Raw genomic sequence first — 18778 nt, 5'->3', positions numbered from 1 at the left:
GCTGATTGTGGTTTTTGAGTTGTCGTTGTGAGAGACAATAACTCTACTACATCGGCCCTCTCTCCTCATCCTCTTATTTTGGCTAAGGTATTGCAACAGGTAAACCTTTTCCCGGTGTATCTGTAGCCATTTTAGATAGTGAGGGCAAAGAAGTCTCTGGCGGTCAGGTGGGTGAAATTTGGATCAAATCGCCTGCAAACATGATTGGTTATTGGAAATTACCCGAAGCTACGGCAAACACCTTGGTAGATGGCTGGATTCATACTGGTGATGCAGGCTATTTTGACGAAGAAGGTTACATTTATATTTGCGATCGCGTTAAAGATATGATTTGCTATGCTGGTGAGAATGTCTATCCGGCAGAGATTGAAAATATTTTATATGAACATCCAGCAGTGGCTGAGGTAGCGGTAATTGGTGTTCCAGATCAAGATTTTGGCGAAACTATTAAAGCTATTGTCGTTTTAAAAGCTCCGATGAAGGCGACGGCGCTAGATATAATCAATTTTGTCAGGGGTAAAATTGCCGATTTCAAGTTACCTAGAAGTGTTGAGTTTACTGAATCCTTACCAAGAACACCAAGTGGGAAATTGCAAAAGGGGAAACTTAGGGAAAAATATTGGCAAGGCTATCAACGTCATATTAATTGATATATGAATCAGAATAAATCAAAAATGTTTAACTTGGGCAACAAGTTTTATTTTCTACAAGATGCCAGATTCTTGGGATTTTAATTTGTCAGCTAGTGAGGCGGGTTAGCGACGCCGAATAGCGATCGCGAGTGCGTCTCCAAGAGTTGCGGTAGCGAGTCTTCTCCCTTGGCATTAGCCAGAAGGGGAGACGATGCCGCGCAACGAGCGTCATAGCCCGTCGTAGACATCGCTACGCCCAACCCAAGCATCACGTCTAAAAAATGGTAGCTATTGCAACTAGTCATTTTCAGTATTCTTAAATTCATAATTATGCTATTATTGACCCAATATCAACTCGGTTCTGGTGGGGATCAGCCATCAGAGGAAAGGGGGAAAGTCCGGTGTAAATCCGGCGCTGTCCCGCAGCTGTAATGAGATTTATGTCTCAGAGTCAGAATGCCCGCCGAAGTTGGCTAATCAGTTCTACACGTCTGCGAGGCACAGATGAACAAAAGTATAAATATTTCTACCATTATTCAGTCTCATTTCTTTAAAGAGCCAGAGATTCGCTATAGATTACGGCTTGCTACGAGATTATAGACACTCGATTTCAGCTACAAATTACACCTCCTAGTTTTTCTCAGCCCGCTCATCTGAGGGACTAGTTAATTATTGGCAATAATTAGCAATAGATGTATTGCGGTAATCAGCGACGCTAGACTTCAGCTTTGACAAAGCTGAATGATATCTGCAATTCAGATTTATTCCTACACACTTCAAAATTAATGCTTGACAAACAACATACTTTATTTGTTTGCACAACCTGCGCCAGCGTGTGGCAAAACGGTAAACGAGTTGGTATCAGTGGAGGCGAACAACTTCTACAGCAGCTTCAGGAACTCTCACAAGGTTGGGAATTACGAAAAAAATTCTCAATTCAGGCAGTTGAATGTATGAGTGCTTGTAACCGTTCTTGTGTCATTGCATTTGCAGCAGAAGGAAAATCAACCTATCTTTTTGGGGATTTACCAGTTGATGGCTGTGCATCTGCTGTACTGGAATGTGCGAGTCAATACTATACCAAGTCTGATGGTTTATTGCCTTGGTCAGAACGACCTGAACCTTTGAAAAAGGGTATTTTAGCAAAGATTCCGCCACTAAATAAGTGGTCAAAATTAAACATAAGTTGTTGTTAATTGAAGACTGGATAAAATTTCCTAATTCCCAATCACTACTACCTAAATCATTAATCTTCAAAGGAACAGAAAGCAATGCAAATTCAAACAGGAACATTAGGTTATCCCCGCATTGGTAAAAATCGGGAAGTGAAAAAAGCACTAGAAGCATTTTGGAGTGGCAAGCTAGAGACAGAATCATTATTGCAAACCGTGCAAAAAGTTGAGGAATCTAACTGGAAAACCCAACTGGAAGCCGGAATCGATCGCATTGGAATTGGAGACACAACTCTCTACGACCATGTACTTGACTGGATATTTCGTTTGGGGCTAATTCCTCAAAGATTCCAACAATTTAGTGGGTTAGAACGCTACTTTGCGATGGCGCGAGGTCGAGAAGGAATTCCTGCTTTGGAAATGACCAAGTGGTTTGATACTAACTATCACTATCTCGTCCCGGAAATTGCAGAGAAAACATTATCAGTAGACTTTAGTGACTTTTTAGAACGAGTTAGCCGCGCTCAAAAAATATTAGGTAAACGAGCAATCCCTATTATAATAGGCCCCTGTACTCTACTGCGCTTGAGCAAACTAGAACTAAATATTGATCAAGCAGTATCAATATTAATCCCGCTTTACATCAACCTACTCAATGAATTAAAAAATCTGGGAGTAGAAGAAGTACAAATGCATGAACCTGCACTTGTTTTAAGTGATGCTAATTCTTGGAAAGAACATTTCCAAAAAGTTTATCAATCACTTTCGCTAGTTGGAATACCGCTACACTTGGTTACTTACTTTGATGATTTAGGGGAAACCTATCCTTGGGTGATGGAATTACCAGTCAGCGCAATTAGTTTAGATTTCACGCGAGGACGGAACTTAGAGTTAATTAAAAATTACGGTTTCCCTGAAGATAAGCGTCTGGGAGCAGGGGTTATAGATGCCAGAAATGTTTGGCAAATTCGCCCAGAAACAGTTATTCCGTTGTTAGATACGATTAAAAATTTAGTTAGCAACTTTGATGTACAACCATCAGCTTCTTTGCAATTTGTTCCCTACGATGTAACACGAGAGAAACGATTACCAGCAGCCCTACGTGATGTCTTGAGTTTTGCTGAACAGAAACTACAAGAAGTAGTAATTTTAGCAAAAAACATTCTGGGTGATGATACCAGAACCGAAATCCAATTAATTGCTGATAGACAAAATAAATTTTATCAGGTTAATCCAGCTAATCAGTCAGTTCAAGAAAGACTGAAAACTCTCAAGATTGATGATTTTCAGCGCTCATTATCCTATGGATTGCGGCTTGATTCCCAAATTTCGCTTCCTTTGTTCCCGACAACCACAATTGGTTCCTTTCCCCAAACCTCTGAAGTTCGCCAACTCCGGGTGCGTTACAAACGTGGTGAATTGAGTCAGTCAAAATACGAAGCTGCAATTGATATTCAAATTGCTGACAGCATTAAACTACAGGAGGAATTAGGGTTAGATGTTTTAGTTCATGGTGAATTTGAACGCACCGATATGGTGGAATTTTTTGGACAGCAGTTATCGGGCTTCGCTTTCACTGAAAATGGTTGGGTGCAAAGCTACGGTAGCCGTTATGTTCGTCCGCCAATAATTTGTGGTGATGTGGTTCGCATTGAACCAATGACCGTACGTGAGTTTAAAGTAGCTCAATCATTGACTGAAAAACCTGTAAAAGGGATGTTGACAGCTCCTGTAACTATCTTAAATTGGTCTTATCCTCGGACAGATGTTTCTAGGTCAGAACAAGCTTTCCAAATTGCTTTGGCGTTGCGGGATGAGGTAGCGGATTTGGAAGCGGCTGGTGCAAAGGTAATTCAAGTAGATGAACCTGCGCTACGTGAGGGTTTACCCCTGAAGATTGAACGCTGGAATGAATATCTTTCTTGGGCTGTAGATGCATTTCGTTTGGCGACAGCAGTAGCCCAACCCCAAACTCAAATTCATACGCACATGTGCTACTGCGAATTTGGTGACATTATCAAGGATATTGAACGGTTAGATGCTGATGTGATTTCGATTGAAAATAGTCGCAGCAATAATCAAACTTTGCGAGAAATCACAGAAGGTGGTTACTCACATCAAGTTGGTAATGGAGTTTATGACATCCATAGTCCCGTAGTTCCGACAACCGAGCAGATTTTACAGCAATTACGGACTGGAGTTGCTAATTTACCCGTAAAACAAATTTGGGTAAATCCAGATTGCGGTTTGAAAACTCGGCGATGGTCAGAGGTGATTCCGGCTTTAAAGAACATGGTGGAAGCCACAAAAGTCTTGCGGGAGGAAGTGGATGCAACTGTAAAATTAGCCCAAGAAGCTAGTTTAAAAGTGCTGTAAGGCTTTTGTAAGAGGCTTATTGTTGATATCAACAATAAGACCTCATTATCTACATTCATCTGTGCATTCTCCGCATTTTAGAGCGGTGATCTTTATTTTGGAGTTTAAATATGATATCAACAGTAGAAACCATCGCAGCAATTGACTACAAACTATCCAAGCGATTTTTAGAACTCGATCCGGCAGGTTACTTTATCATTTACTTAGATCGGGGAGCAGGCTTAATTTGTGCGAAACATTTTACCAATGAAGTTAATGAGCAAGGATTAGCTATCGATCCAGAAACCGGAAAGCCCATTCCTGCAACCATCAAAGTGGAACGACAACCAACTACTTTATTTACAGGAAGAACTGCTAAAGAAATTTGCATTCAACTGTTTGAGTCAACAAAACCTTGCTTAGTGAGTCGATTGGATCACGCGGCTTACTTGGGACGTGAGTTTATGCGAGCAGAATTAGCATTGGTGACAGGAGAAGACTACGTACAGGATTAAATAGGCTTTTGATGACTTAACCGTGCGGTTGATGGGTTGCCGATCGCTTTAGCGACAACACTGATAACCTTTTTGTTATGACGCGATCGCCACACAGTTGGGGCTAACTTCGTGGAGACTCATTCAGTTGCTGCTGAAGTTGTTGAACCTCCTCAATCGATAAGCCTGTGGAAGGGGCAATAATGTCGATCGCCACTCCTCTACGCAAGAGATTGATAGCGATCGCCCGTGTCTTTTCTTCCTCAGCCTCTCTCCAGATCGAACGATAAACGGTGGATTCCTGCATGATGTCTCTCCGTAATATGCGATAAATGACCTCATTTTCTAATTTTAGCCCAGCTAAAATCCCGGACGCTGCCATCAGATTCGCTTGTGTTGCGGGATCTGAAATCTGATCCATCCTTTGAGCTGCTTGGCGTAACGTTTCTTCTGCATCCGTACTTTGACTTAGAACTGCAAAGGGCAATAGTCCAGGATATTGCAAAAAGAGTGAGGCAGGTTGCTCCCACAACCGAATGACATCAAATTCATGACGTGTGCGTTCCATTGTGAAACTCGTTTGATAAACCAACTCTGAGCTAGTCTGCTTCAAGTAAATCACGACTTGCCGCATCGGTTTGGTTGGATCTTTGCGATACATTCGCACGCGGTAATCCAAAACACGGAATGGAATATTTTTCTTGGGAAGTGTTTGGAACTCGATATGCAAAACAGATTCGTCTGATTGCAGCAAAATTAGGGCATCGGCGCGAATCGGATCGAGGGAGAGTTCAGAGGGTTTGAGTTCTGTCATCGTGACAGGTTTTCCTAACAGCCAACTAGCGAAGTCGGCTGAGAAGTGTTCGGCAAGGAATCGGCAGGTATCGTCATACATGGGAGAGATTGTACAACTGATTATACCGATTTGATTTTGAGTAAATCTAACGTTTGATGAAGTATGGTAGGGCGATCTTTAAAAATGGACGTTTGAATTTTCGGAAAAAGCCCTTTGTTTGCTAAAGCGTGAATTAGAAATAATTCTATAGGAGAATCGGCTCCCCACAGCTTACGAATCTCTAACTTTGAGAAGGAAGTGTAATAACGCTTGATTCTATAATCACGGTATTTTCTTCGAGTATGGTTGTCAGCAGAAACTATGTCTGTGAGGAGTATATCCCGTTTGTTATACTTGCTTGCCAAGAAATACACGCCAATAATGAATCCAATCGAGTCAGTATAGATATCCAGGTTACTTTGTGAATTAAAAAAAGTTCCAAAGCTTCCAAATAAATCCCATTCTCCTTTAAAGGGGTTGAAATTTAGATATACAGGTTCTTGTTCCAAGACTTTTTCTATAGAAAAGTTCTTGAAAAATGTAGCACTCATTTCCTGTGGCTTACCTCTTTTTGATGCTGGGATAAGGGAGATACTGTAGGGTCTTCCCTGAATTACATTGTCTAAACATCTCAAATCATAGAAATTGGCTACTACAAATACCATTTGAAACTTTATTTCTTGCCTTAAATAGTAATCAATGGCTTCTTGAGATGGTTGCAGTGGAATTCCAGAAGGATACAGTCTAGCAATATCTAATGTTATTGGTTCAAGACCATCTAATGTAAAAATGTCCATGTTAAGGACTTCTGGTAAAACAGAAAAGTTGGGAGCAAAAGATAAGTGTGGCGGGCGCTTATAATACGGAATTTTTTCTAAGCTGAGTGGACGATTAACAATCATTGTTACTGCTGAATCAGATTTCAAGAGCTTTAAGAGGCTACCAAGTTCTCTCTTGAGAATAGCGCACTGATCTTGGCTCTCGCCTCACAGCATTCTGGTCAAAAATATTGTGCTTCGCAGCAGGGACACATTTTACCAGACGCGATATCTTGCGTCTGGACATCTAAACCAATATTTATAAACCCCTATTAGAAATCATCCCAACCTTCAATGCTAGAAGACATAACATAACTAGTCACACTCGCCTCAAAGAAGTTTGCTTTTGTATTCGCTTCTTTTTTTGTATCTGAGAAACGCTCCAAGTGAGTATAGGGGCTTTTCTTGTAGATAGCTTCTGGAAATAGGGCTTCTAAACCGATCGCCTTTAAACGAGCATTTGCCAGATATTTTGTATACTGTTCTGTACTCTTGGCTGTAATGCCAAGAATATCATCTCCGACAATATGTCCTGTCCACTTGCATTCATGCTCGACGGCAAGAGCAAACATTTCATAGATTTGTTCGCGGCTGTGGGGGAAAACTTGCATCGCTTCTGGAATCAATTTTTGATATAGCCGCACATGAGAAAGTTCATCTCGGTTAATCATTCTAAAGATATCGGCACTCCCAGACATGAGCATCCGTGATGAGAGATTGTAGAAAAATATAAACCCGTTATAGAAGTACAACCCTTCTAACAAATAATCCGCCAGCAGTGATACGAAATAATTCTCTGGTGTGGGGTTATCAACATACTTTTGGTATAGTCCAGCGATGAATTCACATCGTTCTTTTAGAATGCGATCGCTCCGCCAAAAATCATAGACTTGTGTCCGGCGATCGCTCGGAATCACCGTCTCAATGATGTATTGATAGGACTGATTGTGCATCGCCTCTTGAGAAATTTGTTCCGCCATACACAGCGCAATTTCTGGTGCAGTCACGCTGTTTTTGATGTGAGGCACATTACAGGTTTGCACCGAATCGAGAAACGTCAGATAACTGAGGATGCCATCAAATGCACGTCGTTCTCCAGGTGTGAGATTGACGTAATCTGTCACGTCTTGAGTAATATCAATTTTTTCAGGTCATTTGTGTTCAGTAAGATTAGCTACTCCTTACCCGCTTTTTCAAGCTGCTCTAAGTCACCTTAGAGATCGGACTATATCATCAACTTATCTTTTGATAAGAAGTTCCCCGCTTCGACTGCCAATCGCTTGCAGCCTACTCTACTTTTCACCACTTTGTGGTTCGTCAGTCGCCTGCGGAGGGTTTCCCTCCCGCAGCGCTGACTTACTTATTGTGAATTTCGATAGTCTCTACACCTTCTCGTTTAGCAACGAGCTTGGCACGGGATTGTCTATGAATAGGTTTCCCCCGTTTTCAAGGAATTTAATCTGGACTACCTAGTTAATCCAGAAGTTTTCGCGCATTTGACGGTAGAGAGATACAGCCCACGAGTAGCGAACATCGTTTAATTGCATTAAGTTCGTAGTCTCTCCAAACCAGATTAAACGGTTGGCTGTATTATCGTTTCCGTTCGGATTGAAAACGGGATTAATCGGCATTAATGATTGTCTTGGTTGGTACATTTTGAGTTGGTTCTAATTAGTTTTCTTGAAGAGTTTGCTATTGAGGCAAACCCCTAAGCCGCAACTTTCTGCTTCATTCATATCGGTAGTCAGATATCTTGCACCTGGCGACTGGAAGTCGCGGCTACACAGACAAAACCCGCACTTCGACAAGCTCAGTGACCACCTGCGCGGGTTGAAAACCCTTAATTTTTCGTTAGTCCGCGCAGGCGGACTTGGTTTGTATAGCCGCGATTTCTAATCGCCAGGGCTAAGTGCAAGATATGAGTAGTTCAGCTTGCACAAGCAACGCATTGCTCGTTCGATTCTTTGAAACTATCTTTTTGGACAGTGCGAATGTAGTAGATTGCTTTACAACCCAATTCCCAAGCCAGCATTAGGGTTTCAAAAATATCAAGAGCGGTGAGAGAACGCTCAGGTTCGTCGGGGAAATAGACTCCAGCATTTAGGTTAAATAGCAATTCCATTGAAATTCCTGTATCAATCCATTGTTGAATTGTGGCGATCGCTTTCACTACTTTTTTCTGATCCAGTGTCTTATTTTCGACATAGAACCATAAATGATCCCGAATGTAAGGCGGTGCGATGGGTACTGAACCCTTTGCCCACTTTTCATAGAAGAATTTGCTGTAAACGGGTAAAACACTGGCTGTACAACCCTGAACTAAAGATGAAGAAGTGTTAGGTGCGATCGCAGTAATATGTGAATTGCGAATCCCATGTTGTTTGATATCCTGACTCAGTTGTAAAAAACGTTCTGGTTGACTTGCGTGTTGCAAAAACCAATCGACAGGTTTTGCTCCGATTAAATGTCCCTTGCTCCATTCACTACCCCCAAAAGCAGGATACGCACCCCGTTCCTTCGCTAATTCCATCGATGCTGCGGTGCAATAGTAACCGATGTCTTCAAATAAATCACTGATTTCTTGAAGATGGGTATAGGTGAGATGACGTTTTGCTAACCAGTCGGCTAATCCCATACAGCCTACCCCAATTGTGCGATATTTGGTATTGTGGGTGGCACTAGCAGCAAAGGGTGGTGAAGTCAGTTCAATCGTGTTATCTAGTATACGTACTGAAATCTGAGAAATTGCTGCGATATCTTCTGTTTCAGTCTGTGCTAAGTTGATGGAAACTAAATTGCAGTTGTGGACAATAATTCCTTCAGCAATAAAATGATGAGCGTTAGGAATATTTAAATCGTATACATGGGCTTGCCCAATATACTCAATCGATACTACTTCTGAGGTTCTGCGGTATCTTTGTTTATCAATTTTTCTCGCACGTTTTGTTTGATGATATTTTTGAACTTTATCAGGACATAGATCGAAGCTGATAACGTCCATGAAACGGTCTACAGCCCAATCACTAATATTTAAATTACCTTGGTAACTTCCTCGGCTTGATAAATATGAGTAATCAATGGTGGAATGAATACCAAAGCAAATAAGACAGTCTCGGACATCATTTAAAAGCTCAAGACTGACACTAGATAGTTGAATGACTGGACAATTTCTTTTATGAGAAGGATTCTTTACACATCCATCCGCGCTAAATAAGCCGCTGAGGATACTTGCTAGTCTATCTGCTGGCAGAGATTTAATCAGATTACTTAATTTTTTTGTTGCTCCTTTTCCTGGGGTTAATCCATATTTTTGCTCAAGATAGTTTCGGAAGGATTGCTTGTTAGTTATCCATGATTTAACACCAGCTCGTTTATCAGTATAAATATGTGGTGTTTGTTTATTCGATGCTAAATTATCAGGAGTAGTAGCATGATGAATTTTTTCCATCTCTTCTACCACCTTTTCTATTGCCAATGTTTCATGCGCTCCAAAACAAACGCCAATTGATCTATCCAAAATCCATCCATCACCAATTAACCAGCCAATTGCTGCATCAGAAAAGTTCCGAGAAACACTAAAGAATTCAGGTAACGGAAATTCAGAAACTTGAGTTTCCAGGCGATCGCCTACTTTAATTTCGTCAAGAGTTAACCATTGGCGATGCCGATTTTGTGAGCCATGCCTAACTAAAAACTTATGATTTCCTGTTGCCTCAATAGTGCGCTTATTTTTGAGAGTTAAGCGATAGATATCCTTGACACCATTATCAATAAGTTTAGCTGTTTCAAAGTGGTAAACAGGAGTAAAATCTTGATCTGATCGAAAAGGAACCAAAACTCTTTGTTGATCGCATTCTTCGATTGCTTTCCAGCCTACCTCAGTTAAAATTTTTGTTCCTGCTGCTAAACACGTATGTGCTTCTTCACCTGGTTTCACATTTGACCACGATTCCTGGCACAAATTCCCACCAGGAATATAGCCCTGATGCTGATTGGGGTTGGCTCGGTTGGCGGTATCTTTGAACCATAAATAAGGCATCCCGGTTTCTAATTGGGTTCGCATCACCTGTTTCAGTAAAAGACGTGCATTCACCCGTTTGTAGAGCGTAATCGATTCATCTAAACTGGCTTCGATTTGAAGATAAGCACGTTCAAATGCTTCACCCCAAGTTGAAGCTAGTTCAATGCCTAAACGAGTTCGTATCTCATAAGGATCAACTAAAGTCCATTCTGTATCTGCTGCTACCCGCCGCATAAATTCGTCACTGACAACTAATTGCGGAAACACGTCATAAGCTTTGCGTCGCCCGTCCCCACTTTCGGTTTGCATTTCCAAAAATTCAGGTAAGTCCAAATGCCAAACATCTAGACTCACAGTCACAGCACCGGCTCTGCGTCCACCTTGATTAACTGCGATGGCTGTATCATTCAACAATTTAATCCAGGGAACCACACCACCAGAGGCATTAGCTTTCCCCATCACCCAACTACCAGTAGCCCGAATCCGAGACAGATTCACTCCCACACCGCCGCCATTTTTGGAAATGCGAGCCGCATCATGGATACAAGCAAAAATACTTTCCAAATTGTCGTCCATTGCCGTAATGAAACAACTAGCAAGGGAACCATTGGGAATCCGTAAGTTTGCCAGAATGGGTGTTGCTAAAGATATTTGACGATTCGCTAACGCTTCATAAAATTGCTTTGCCCAGGCTAATCGGTTATCTGGTGTTTCCACGGAGGCAATCAACAGCGCACAAGTTAAAAATGCTTCTTGAGGCAACTCATTCGCTAAAAGATATCGCTTCGTCAGTAATACTGCTCCCGCATAATCATAATCGGCATCCCGGTCAGGATTGATCCAAGTATTGGCAATTTCTAATTCTTCAGGAGTGTAGATTAAGATGCGGCGATCGTATTGTCCTTCTAAAACTTTAAAATGTACAGTCCGAGCATAGCACCCGTACTGATAGCCACGACCAACTTTAGTATCTTTCCATAAACTCCAAATATGTAAGCGTCCTGCTACATAGCGCCAATCAGGTTCTTCAGGATTACACAAATCCAAGGCACAGCGAATTAAATTATCTTGAATTTCTCGCGTGGTAATTCCGGGACGCAATCGAGTTGTCAGATGTGCTTCTAGGGCAATGGAATTTGCTGAAAGTCCGCAACAAGCCCAATTAACCACTGTGCGAATTTTATTAATTTCCAACGGTGTAGTCGTTCCATCACGACGAACAACATGGATATCCGTTGTGGAGTCCTCAAAGAGTGTAGATGGAGCTTGCATACAAGATATGTTGATGAATTGTAGAAGAATAATTGCAAAAATGGAAAAGAATTGTTGACTAGGTTTGGCAAGGTAAAAAAATTGTCAGCGCTATGTCAGCAAACGCTGGCAACCCGAAAAAGTTTGTTGGGTTGAAAAATTTCTAGAAGAATTGTCCAATAAGAATCCAGAGCAAGCTTTGGTAAAGAATGAGACTTGCCCCGATTAATGACGAATGCCAGTATAGATCGACCATTGATTTTTATGCAAGCAAATCACAGTTGTGTTAGTATGTAAATGAATCTCGGTTCTAGTGGGGAACAGCCGCTAGAGGAAACGGGGAAAGTCCGGTGTAAATCCGGCGCTGTCCCGCAGCTGTAATCAAGGCTTGCCTTGTGAGTCAGAATGCCCGCCGAAGTGAACTTTTAAATTTTTGTACATCTGCGAGGCACAGATAAGTATTCTTATGAAGATTTCTACAACTACTCAGCTTTACGTTCTCATAGCCCCACATATCAAGACGCTACAGATTACGACTTTCTATGAGAGGGTAAGCGATTGATTTCCAGTGCAAATTGTGTCTTGAGATGCAGCGATAGCGAAGCGCTGCTGCAAGCAGATCGCGATTGCCACTCCAGATGAGAGTATCGCTTGCAAATAGTCACAGCAACAAAAAAACTCTGTATTAACTAACAGATTGAATTTGTTCAAAACAGGTAGTAAATGGCGTGTATGACGTACATAGTCCTGTGACACTAGTGAACAAATACTTTCCCAATTACGCATAGAAATTGCTAATTTACTAAATTAATACTTAAGTTAATCATCATGCCGAAATTCTATCTTCACCGAGTTGGCAAGATTCCGACTTCTGTTCATCCCTTTGTCAAACAAACGGCTCTCCCGCAAGATAAACACAAGCCCAGTCTACTGCAAGGGAAAATTATTCAAGATGTTCAAAACATTGCAATGTCGATGTATCGGATGATTTATATTGCAATCGCCTCTGTCGGGCGGTTACGACATCGCTCGTCTGATTCAGGACAAGCAGCAATGAGCAAACCGTTAGATCGACTCAAATAGGTGTACAAGAGCATTCAAAAAAATGTCAAATTTATTATATTTTGTAATTGGTTTTCTTCTGCTTTTAGTAATTGGAATTGCGGCTTATTTCCTAACTGCCCGCAAGTATCAATCCTCATCCACAGTCGCCAATTCCTACGACCAATGGACACTTGACGGCATCCTAGAGTTTTATTGGGGGGAACACATTCACCTCGGTCACTACGGTTCGCCGCCACGAAGTAAGGGTTTTTTGGCTGCTAAATCTGACTTTGTACATGAAATGGTTAAATGGGGCGGAATAGAAAAATTACCTCCTGGTACTACCGTCTTAGATGTTGGCTGTGGGATTGGGGGTAGCAGCCGGATTTTAGCGCGAGATTATGGGTTTGCTGTTACAGGGATTACAATCAGCCCACAACAAGTGAAACGCGCCCAAGAGTTAACGCCCCAAGGACTAAACGCCCAGTTTGCGGTCGATGATGCGATGGCATTGTCGTTTCCAGATGCCAGTTTTGATGTGGTTTGGTCAATCGAAGCAGGCCCCCACATGCCAGATAAAACCGTTTTTGCTAGAGAATTAATGCGGGTGCTAAAACCTGGTGGTGTGTTGGTTGTAGCTGACTGGAATCAGAGGGATGACCGCCAAAAGCCGCTCAATTTTTGGGAAAAACCAGTAATGCGGCAACTTCTCGATCAGTGGTCTCATCCAGCTTTTTCTAGCATTGAGGGATTCTCCGAGCTTTTGGCGGGGACAGAATTAGTTGAGGGGGAGGTAATTACGGCAGACTGGACGCAAGAAACGCTTCCTTCTTGGTTCGATTCGATTTGGCAAGGGATAGCTCGACCAGAGGGATTGGTGCGTTTTGGACTGTCTGGTTTTGTCAAGTCTGTGCGCGAGGTACCGACGCTTTTACTGATGCGTTTGGCGTTTGGTGCTCTTTTGTGTCGATTTGGAATGTTCCGCGCTGTGCGGGCAAACTCACGCACAGAATTGATCGATAGAAACTTTGCCAACCAAAATCCTTCAAGCTTGGTTAGGTAGCGATGCCTACGGCGAGCGGAGCTAACGCATAATGACAAATTTTGAGTTTCCAACGATAAACTACGATGTTGTTATTGTCGGCGGCAGCATTTCGGGTTTGACGCTAGCCTGTGGACTGCAATCGTCAGGTTTGCGAATTTTAGTAGTGGAAGCACAACAACAGCAGCAAGCAACAGAGCGAGCGCGAGCTTATGCCCTGTCGCCCTTGACAAGCCAAATTTTTCGTGATTTGGGGCTGTGGGAACAAATTGCGCCAAAAATTAGCCACTTTTCACGGGTGATACTGTCGGACGCGGACTATCCTCACCGAGTCGAGTTTTGCCCAAAGGATTTGGGTGAAGCAGCAGTTTACTACTGTGGCGAGCATGGGGTGCTGATGGCGGCACTCCAGCAACGAGTGGCGACAGTAGCTAACATTACTTGTTGTTATGAGACTCAAGTGGTTGAGGTGTGCTATGGAGTCCAAACCGCAGAGGTGGTGGTGGAGGGTTCCCAGGGTCAACAACGGTTGCAAGCAAAGTTGGTCGTGGCTGCTGATGGCATCAACTCGCAAATTCGCTCTTCTGGTGGCATCAAAACTAACGGCTGGGCTTACTGGCAATCCTGTATCACAGCTTTCGTTGCCCCAGAGCGATGCCTAGGGCGGGCTTCGCCTACGCACCAGAATATCGGCTACGAGCGTTTTTGGCCCAGCGGCCCTTTTGCAATTTTACCCTTGCCTGATAATCGCTGCCAAATCGTCTGGATTGCCCCACATGCAGAGGCTCAGGCAATAGTTGCTCTGCCACCCGACCAGTTTATGAACGAACTACGACGACGCTACGGCGACCAAATGGGGAAACTGACCTTGTTGAGCCAGCCCTTGGTGTTTCCGGCAAAGTTGATGCAGAGCCGCCGCTATTGCCAGCTGCGCTTGGCGTTGCTGGGGGATGCTGCCCACTGCTGTCATCCGGTGGGCGGTCAGGGGCTAAATATGGGTATTCGTGATGCGGCTGCCTTAGCCCAAGTGCTGCAAACTGCACAACAACAGAAACAAGACCTGGGTTCTCTAGCGGTGCTAAAACGCTACGATCGCTGGCGACGCTATGAAAACTGGGTCGTACTAGCCTTTACCGATATTCTCAACCGCAGCTTTTCTAACGAATGGCTGCCAATGGTTAGACTGCGGCGGTTGGTACTGCGGCTGATAATTTACTGGTCTTTCCCACGAAGGCTACTGCTGCGACTGATGACCGGGCTATGGGGTCGCAAGCCACAACTTGACGCTCTATCTGCCGAAGAAATGCCCAATGGCAACCGTAGTAAACATCTAGCTTCTGATCGCTCATCCTCGGCGGCTTTGCAGAATATCAATATTTGGATTTTAACGCTGGCAACACTGCATGATATCTGCGGTTAAAATTTCTTTCTGGCGATCGCAAAATTCATCAACAACAAACGACACACTTTATATGCAAAAAATTCCCGTTACAGTAATTACAGGATTTCTAGGTGCAGGCAAAACGACGCTAATTCGCCATTTACTCCAAAATAATGAAGGGCGACGCATTGCTGTTTTGGTGAATGAATTTGGAGAAATCGGCATTGATGGCGAACTTTTGCGTGATTGCCGAGTTTGTGACGATGAAGAAGACTCCAACAATAACATTGTTGAACTCACCAACGGTTGTCTGTGCTGCACAGTGCAAGAAGAATTTCTCCCAGTAATGCAAGAATTGCTGAAGCGACGCGCGAGCCTTGACTGTATGTTGATTGAAACCTCTGGACTAGCACTTCCAAAACCATTGGTGCAAGCATTTCGCTGGCCGGAAATTCGCACAGGCGCGACAGTGGACAGCGTAATTACTGTGGTGGACTGTGAAGCGTTGGCAACTAATCAATATGTAGGTGATTTAGCAGCCCTCTTAGCACAGCGACAAGCCGACTCTAGCATAGAACACGAAACACCGATTGAGGAACTATTTGAAGATCAACTGGCTTGTGCTGACTTAGTGTTGCTTACCAAGAGCGATCGCGTTGATGAACAAACGCAAGTTAGAATACAGCAATGGCTAAAGCAGAACTTATCTCCTGGTGTAAAAGTCATTCCTTGCCAGGACGGTAAAATCAGTAGCAATTTGTTACTCGGTTTCAACGCTGCGGTAGAAGATAACTTAGATAGTCGTCCCAGTCACCACGACAACGAAGCCGAACACGAACATGATAAAGGGATTAATGCAGTGCAACTACTCCTAGACCAAGAATTTGAGCCGTCTGTCTTGGTTAAACGCTTGCAAACATTGGTGCAACAGCAAGAAATTTATCGAATTAAGGGATTTGTAGCAGTTCCCAACAAAGCCATGCGTCTGGTATTACAGGGTGTCGGTAATCGATTTGACTACTTCTATGACCGGATTTGGCGACCCCAAGAACTCCGTCAAACGCGATTAGTGTTCATTGGACGAGAGCTTGAGCAGGTTCGCATTGAGTCAATTGTGTTGGGGGAAGAAGTGAATGCGACCGTCTAATAGTGTTTGGCAAGGAAATTTCGGCTACTGGCAAAACAGCTTTATTCATAATAATCTGCTGGTAATTGGTTACACAGCATGGAAGGGATTTCAGTCATTTGGGCGGGGAGTTGTTATTTGTGCTGTGGATACTCAAGTTACTCATCCTACAATTACAAGTCTTGATACAGTTCCCTTTGCTCTGCAATTTCTTCCCTCCGATCTGATTGGGTATTACTTGCGATCGCAATCAATTAGCTCATCCACGATCTCATCCATTTTCCCAGCAGTCGCAACATACAATCCCGATCAAGATATTCTTCTTGTACTAAAAGCTAAACCTCAGATTGAGGTTAATTTTTTACACCAACTAAAAATTACTCCACCCGATTGCTACGAACAAGTTTGCAAGCGTTGGTCAGAATTTCAACCAAGTTTAATGCCCTAAAACTTACTTTATTCGTCAATGCTCAAGTCAAAATCAAGCAATATTCCCAAACCTACTCGCTACCAAAATGCAGCTATAGATTATTACATGGGACTCACAGATTCCTCCTATCTCCATTACGGGTATTGGCAGCCACTACCTACTGCGGGTGAGGAATTAACTCTAACTGGTCTGCGTGTGGCTCAGTCAGCCTATGCAGCCAAACTTTTGAGTTTTATTCCAGAGGGGACAAAAACCGTGCTTGACGTAGGCTGTGGGATTGGAGGTAACGCAGCATATTTGTATGATCGCGGTTTCAGTGTTGAGGGATTAGCACCCGACGCACTCCAGCAAGAAAGATTTATCAAAAATACCAACGGTCAAGTCCCTTTCTACTTAACGAGATTTGAAGATTTCCACAAATCATACTCCTACGACCTAGTTCTATTCAGCGAAAGCAGCCAGTATATTGCTCTTGACGATTTAGCTCAGGGTACGGCTGGTTTACTAAATAGTGGTGGCTACCTGCTGCTTGCCGATATGATGCGTTCTGACAGCGAATACAAAGAAGGCATTTTTTCAAATTGTCATGTCGCCAGTGAGCTTCAGACAGCGTTAATACAGGCTGGATTCAATTTAATTAAGACTGAAGACATTTCAACCCATATTGCGCCAACCATTGACTTGTGTGTTAATAACTTCCGTACTTTTGGGCTGACAACGGTCAAATATATTGCCGATGTTGTAGCGATCGCTGTCCCTCCATTATACTCACTCGGTCGTTGGGCATTTAAGCGCTGGCTGGAAAAGTTGGTTATCGAGGGATTAGCAGCACGCGCAATTTTTGAGAGCCATTTATGTTATTCCATCCAACTCTGGCAGTTATCAAAAGGAGTTTAATCAAGATGACCCCAGAAATAAACACCCAAGATTGGCAACAAGCTTTTATCGCCACCAACATATTAGCAATTGGTTACAACGCTTGGATCGGTTATTTAGGAGGAGAACGTGGTGTGGTAATTTGCAGTAGCAACTCTCCGCATTTAAGTATGGCTGGCGAAACATTTAAAGCGTACTTTATCGGGCGTAAAAATCTTGCAGCTTTCTTAAATGCTTGGTTAGCAGCACCCGATACCGTACTGTTGCAAAGACACTTCATCAACGCTCATATTCTCGAAGCTGTAGATAAGTATAATCCGCAGACTGATGTTGTATTTTTGTTGGAGTATGGTCATCAAGCTGGGTTTTTCTATTTAACTAATCTACCAATTACACCACCACAGTGTTATCAAACTGTATGCAGAGAATGGGCAGAATTCCAACCTCAGTATACCCTCCCAATCGGAACAAAAATACACTGAAAAAAGAGCTAAAAATCAACAATAATATATAGTTACAACACAAATGCCTGTGACATCATCCGTATTCGCTACCGAACGTCTGCTTTTTACCCCCGCAACTCCCAACACAGATGCCATCCCCACCATCTTCGCTTTTCCCAATGATTACACGGTGGGGATAACAAGCCTTGGCTATCAAGTGGTGTGGGCAACTTTAGCGATGCGTTCTGATATGCAGGTAAGTCGCCTGTTTACCGATACCAACGAACAACTTCCGCGAGAACCAGAAATACTCGGTTTTTCCATGTCTTGGGAACTGGATTATGTCAATATTTTGAATTTATTGGAATCTTTAGAAATTCCTATCAGGGCAGCTTACCGTGGCGATCATCATCCCATAGTTTTTGGTGGCGGTCCTGTACTCACTGCTAACCCGGAGCCTTTCGCAGATTTTTTTGATGTCATTTTGCTAGGAGATGGCGAAAACCTGCTAGGAAATTTTATTGATGTTTACAAAGAAGTCAGAAATGCCTCTCGACAAACTAAACTGCAAGCACTTGCACAAGTACCGGGAATATATGTACCTAGTTTATACGAGGTGTACTATCATGCATTAGACGGCGCTGTCAAGTCAATTCAACCAATCTCAACAGAAATCCCTGCCGTAGTGCAAAAGCAAACCTATCGGGGAGATATCCTCTCAACATCAACAGTTGTGACGGAAAAAGCCGCGTGGGAAAATATTTATACAGCACTTTGTGTAACGGTTTGGTACAGTAGTTGAGAAGATAAAAGTAAAAAATCAGATGAAACCCTACTCAGTAGACCTGCGGGAGAAAA

General features: G+C 42.9%; 17 protein-coding genes, 1 pseudogene and 2 riboswitches. Of the genes and pseudogenes, 12 read left to right on the top strand and 6 right to left on the bottom strand.

Annotation, left to right across the window (positions count from 1 at the left end):
* Window positions 1-89 precede the first annotated feature (89 nt).
* The gene (locus tag V7K55_RS02450; RefSeq protein ID WP_334827829.1) at window positions 90-650 is read left to right on the top strand and encodes an AMP-binding enzyme; all 561 of its coding nucleotides are present in this window, start codon (window positions 90-92) and stop codon (window positions 648-650) included.
* A 92-nt stretch (window positions 651-742) separates the two neighbouring features.
* Here V7K55_RS02450 and V7K55_RS02445 read toward each other — a convergent pair whose 3' ends face one another.
* Window positions 743-937 carry a hypothetical protein gene (locus V7K55_RS02445; protein ID WP_334827822.1) on the bottom strand — a complete coding sequence of 65 codons (195 nt, stop codon included), beginning with the start codon at window positions 935-937 and terminating at the stop codon, window positions 743-745.
* A 34-nt stretch (window positions 938-971) separates the two neighbouring features.
* Window positions 972-1114: riboswitch (cobalamin riboswitch) on the top strand.
* Window positions 1115-1417: 303 nt separating this feature from the next.
* Here V7K55_RS02445 and V7K55_RS02440 point away from each other — a divergent pair.
* The 3 genes from V7K55_RS02440 (at window position 1418) to V7K55_RS02430 (ending at window position 4674) form a co-directional block, all read left to right on the top strand.
* A complete protein-coding gene (locus tag V7K55_RS02440; RefSeq protein ID WP_334827820.1) occupies window positions 1418-1828 on the top strand; it encodes a DUF1636 domain-containing protein in 411 nt (136 codons plus the stop codon).
* A 75-nt stretch (window positions 1829-1903) separates the two neighbouring features.
* The gene (gene metE / locus V7K55_RS02435; protein ID WP_334827817.1) at window positions 1904-4180 is read left to right on the top strand and encodes a 5-methyltetrahydropteroyltriglutamate--homocysteine S-methyltransferase; all 2277 of its coding nucleotides are present in this window, start codon (window positions 1904-1906) and stop codon (window positions 4178-4180) included.
* A gap of 110 nt (window positions 4181-4290) precedes the next feature.
* The gene (locus V7K55_RS02430; RefSeq protein ID WP_334827815.1) at window positions 4291-4674 is read left to right on the top strand and encodes a DUF4346 domain-containing protein; all 384 of its coding nucleotides are present in this window, start codon (window positions 4291-4293) and stop codon (window positions 4672-4674) included.
* Between the two features lie 103 nt (window positions 4675-4777).
* On the opposite strand, the gene V7K55_RS02425 is transcribed toward V7K55_RS02430, so the two are convergent.
* From V7K55_RS02425 to V7K55_RS02405, 5 genes are all read right to left on the bottom strand, one after another.
* Window positions 4778-5548: an Rpn family recombination-promoting nuclease/putative transposase gene (locus V7K55_RS02425; protein WP_334827813.1), complete on the bottom strand. Its 771-nt coding sequence runs from the start codon at window positions 5546-5548 to the stop codon at window positions 4778-4780.
* Window positions 5549-5568: 20 nt separating this feature from the next.
* Window positions 5569-6390, bottom strand: a complete 822-nt coding sequence (locus tag V7K55_RS02420) for a hypothetical protein (RefSeq protein ID WP_334827811.1) — start codon at window positions 6388-6390, stop codon at window positions 5569-5571.
* A 188-nt stretch (window positions 6391-6578) separates the two neighbouring features.
* Window positions 6579-7448: a ribonucleotide-diphosphate reductase subunit beta gene (locus V7K55_RS02415; protein WP_334827826.1), complete on the bottom strand. Its 870-nt coding sequence runs from the start codon at window positions 7446-7448 to the stop codon at window positions 6579-6581.
* Window positions 7449-7775: 327 nt separating this feature from the next.
* The gene (locus V7K55_RS02410) at window positions 7776-7961 is read right to left on the bottom strand and encodes a hypothetical protein (protein ID WP_334827809.1); all 186 of its coding nucleotides are present in this window, start codon (window positions 7959-7961) and stop codon (window positions 7776-7778) included.
* Between the two features lie 272 nt (window positions 7962-8233).
* Window positions 8234-11599: a ribonucleotide reductase N-terminal alpha domain-containing protein gene (locus V7K55_RS02405; protein ID WP_334827807.1), complete on the bottom strand. Its 3366-nt coding sequence runs from the start codon at window positions 11597-11599 to the stop codon at window positions 8234-8236.
* A gap of 267 nt (window positions 11600-11866) precedes the next feature.
* Window positions 11867-12009: riboswitch (cobalamin riboswitch) on the top strand.
* A gap of 397 nt (window positions 12010-12406) precedes the next feature.
* Here V7K55_RS02405 and V7K55_RS02400 point away from each other — a divergent pair.
* The 8 genes and pseudogenes from V7K55_RS02400 to V7K55_RS02365 form a co-directional block, all read left to right on the top strand.
* Window positions 12407-12661 carry a hypothetical protein gene (locus V7K55_RS02400; RefSeq protein ID WP_334827805.1) on the top strand — a complete coding sequence of 85 codons (255 nt, stop codon included), beginning with the start codon at window positions 12407-12409 and terminating at the stop codon, window positions 12659-12661.
* 22 nt (window positions 12662-12683) lie between these two features.
* Entirely contained in the window at window positions 12684-13685 is a 1002-nt protein-coding gene (locus V7K55_RS02395; protein WP_334827803.1) for a methyltransferase domain-containing protein, read from the top strand.
* 31 nt (window positions 13686-13716) lie between these two features.
* The gene (locus V7K55_RS02390) at window positions 13717-15084 is read left to right on the top strand and encodes an FAD-dependent hydroxylase (RefSeq protein WP_334827801.1); all 1368 of its coding nucleotides are present in this window, start codon (window positions 13717-13719) and stop codon (window positions 15082-15084) included.
* 52 nt (window positions 15085-15136) lie between these two features.
* The gene (gene cobW, locus V7K55_RS02385; protein WP_334827824.1) at window positions 15137-16192 is read left to right on the top strand and encodes a cobalamin biosynthesis protein CobW; all 1056 of its coding nucleotides are present in this window, start codon (window positions 15137-15139) and stop codon (window positions 16190-16192) included.
* Window positions 16179-16619: a hypothetical protein gene (locus V7K55_RS02380; RefSeq protein WP_334827799.1), complete on the top strand. Its 441-nt coding sequence runs from the start codon at window positions 16179-16181 to the stop codon at window positions 16617-16619. The genes cobW and V7K55_RS02380 overlap by 14 nt, the downstream gene beginning before the upstream one ends.
* An 18-nt stretch (window positions 16620-16637) precedes the next feature.
* Window positions 16638-17498, top strand: coding sequence for a methyltransferase domain-containing protein (locus V7K55_RS02375; RefSeq protein WP_334827797.1), 861 nt, complete (start codon window positions 16638-16640; stop codon window positions 17496-17498).
* Window positions 17499-17503: 5 nt separating this feature from the next.
* Window positions 17504-17959, top strand: a complete 456-nt coding sequence (locus V7K55_RS02370; protein ID WP_334827795.1) for a hypothetical protein — start codon at window positions 17504-17506, stop codon at window positions 17957-17959.
* 49 nt (window positions 17960-18008) lie between these two features.
* A pseudogene (locus V7K55_RS02365) lies at window positions 18009-18686 on the top strand (radical SAM protein); the annotation flags it as partial.
* Window positions 18687-18778: the final 92 nt, after the last annotated feature.

The organism is Nostoc sp., from assembly GCF_036919895.1.
GTDB lineage: Bacteria > Cyanobacteriota > Cyanobacteriia > Cyanobacteriales > Nostocaceae > Nostoc.
The sequence above is the reverse complement of the archived record's forward strand: the minus strand, read 5'-3'. Positions and strand labels throughout refer to the sequence as shown.

What these genes read in the sequence shown, in the direction of transcription:
- V7K55_RS02445 (WP_334827822.1), bottom strand. Translation starts at nt 937, where the DNA reads ATGACTAGTTGCAATAGCTACCATTTTTTAGACGTGATGCTTGGGTTG.
- V7K55_RS02440 (WP_334827820.1), top strand. Translation starts at nt 1,418, where the DNA reads ATGCTTGACAAACAACATACTTTATTTGTTTGCACAACCTGCGCCAGC.
- metE (WP_334827817.1), top strand. Translation starts at nt 1,904, where the DNA reads ATGCAAATTCAAACAGGAACATTAGGTTATCCCCGCATTGGTAAAAAT.
- V7K55_RS02430 (WP_334827815.1), top strand. Translation starts at nt 4,291, where the DNA reads ATGATATCAACAGTAGAAACCATCGCAGCAATTGACTACAAACTATCC.
- V7K55_RS02425 (WP_334827813.1), bottom strand. Translation starts at nt 5,548, where the DNA reads ATGTATGACGATACCTGCCGATTCCTTGCCGAACACTTCTCAGCCGAC.
- V7K55_RS02420 (WP_334827811.1), bottom strand. Translation starts at nt 6,390, where the DNA reads ATGATTGTTAATCGTCCACTCAGCTTAGAAAAAATTCCGTATTATAAG.
- V7K55_RS02410 (WP_334827809.1), bottom strand. Translation starts at nt 7,961, where the DNA reads ATGTACCAACCAAGACAATCATTAATGCCGATTAATCCCGTTTTCAAT.
- V7K55_RS02405 (WP_334827807.1), bottom strand. Translation starts at nt 11,599, where the DNA reads ATGCAAGCTCCATCTACACTCTTTGAGGACTCCACAACGGATATCCAT.
- V7K55_RS02400 (WP_334827805.1), top strand. Translation starts at nt 12,407, where the DNA reads ATGCCGAAATTCTATCTTCACCGAGTTGGCAAGATTCCGACTTCTGTT.
- V7K55_RS02395 (WP_334827803.1), top strand. Translation starts at nt 12,684, where the DNA reads ATGTCAAATTTATTATATTTTGTAATTGGTTTTCTTCTGCTTTTAGTA.
- V7K55_RS02390 (WP_334827801.1), top strand. Translation starts at nt 13,717, where the DNA reads ATGACAAATTTTGAGTTTCCAACGATAAACTACGATGTTGTTATTGTC.
- cobW (WP_334827824.1), top strand. Translation starts at nt 15,137, where the DNA reads ATGCAAAAAATTCCCGTTACAGTAATTACAGGATTTCTAGGTGCAGGC.
- V7K55_RS02380 (WP_334827799.1), top strand. Translation starts at nt 16,179, where the DNA reads ATGCGACCGTCTAATAGTGTTTGGCAAGGAAATTTCGGCTACTGGCAA.
- V7K55_RS02375 (WP_334827797.1), top strand. Translation starts at nt 16,638, where the DNA reads ATGCTCAAGTCAAAATCAAGCAATATTCCCAAACCTACTCGCTACCAA.
- V7K55_RS02370 (WP_334827795.1), top strand. Translation starts at nt 17,504, where the DNA reads ATGACCCCAGAAATAAACACCCAAGATTGGCAACAAGCTTTTATCGCC.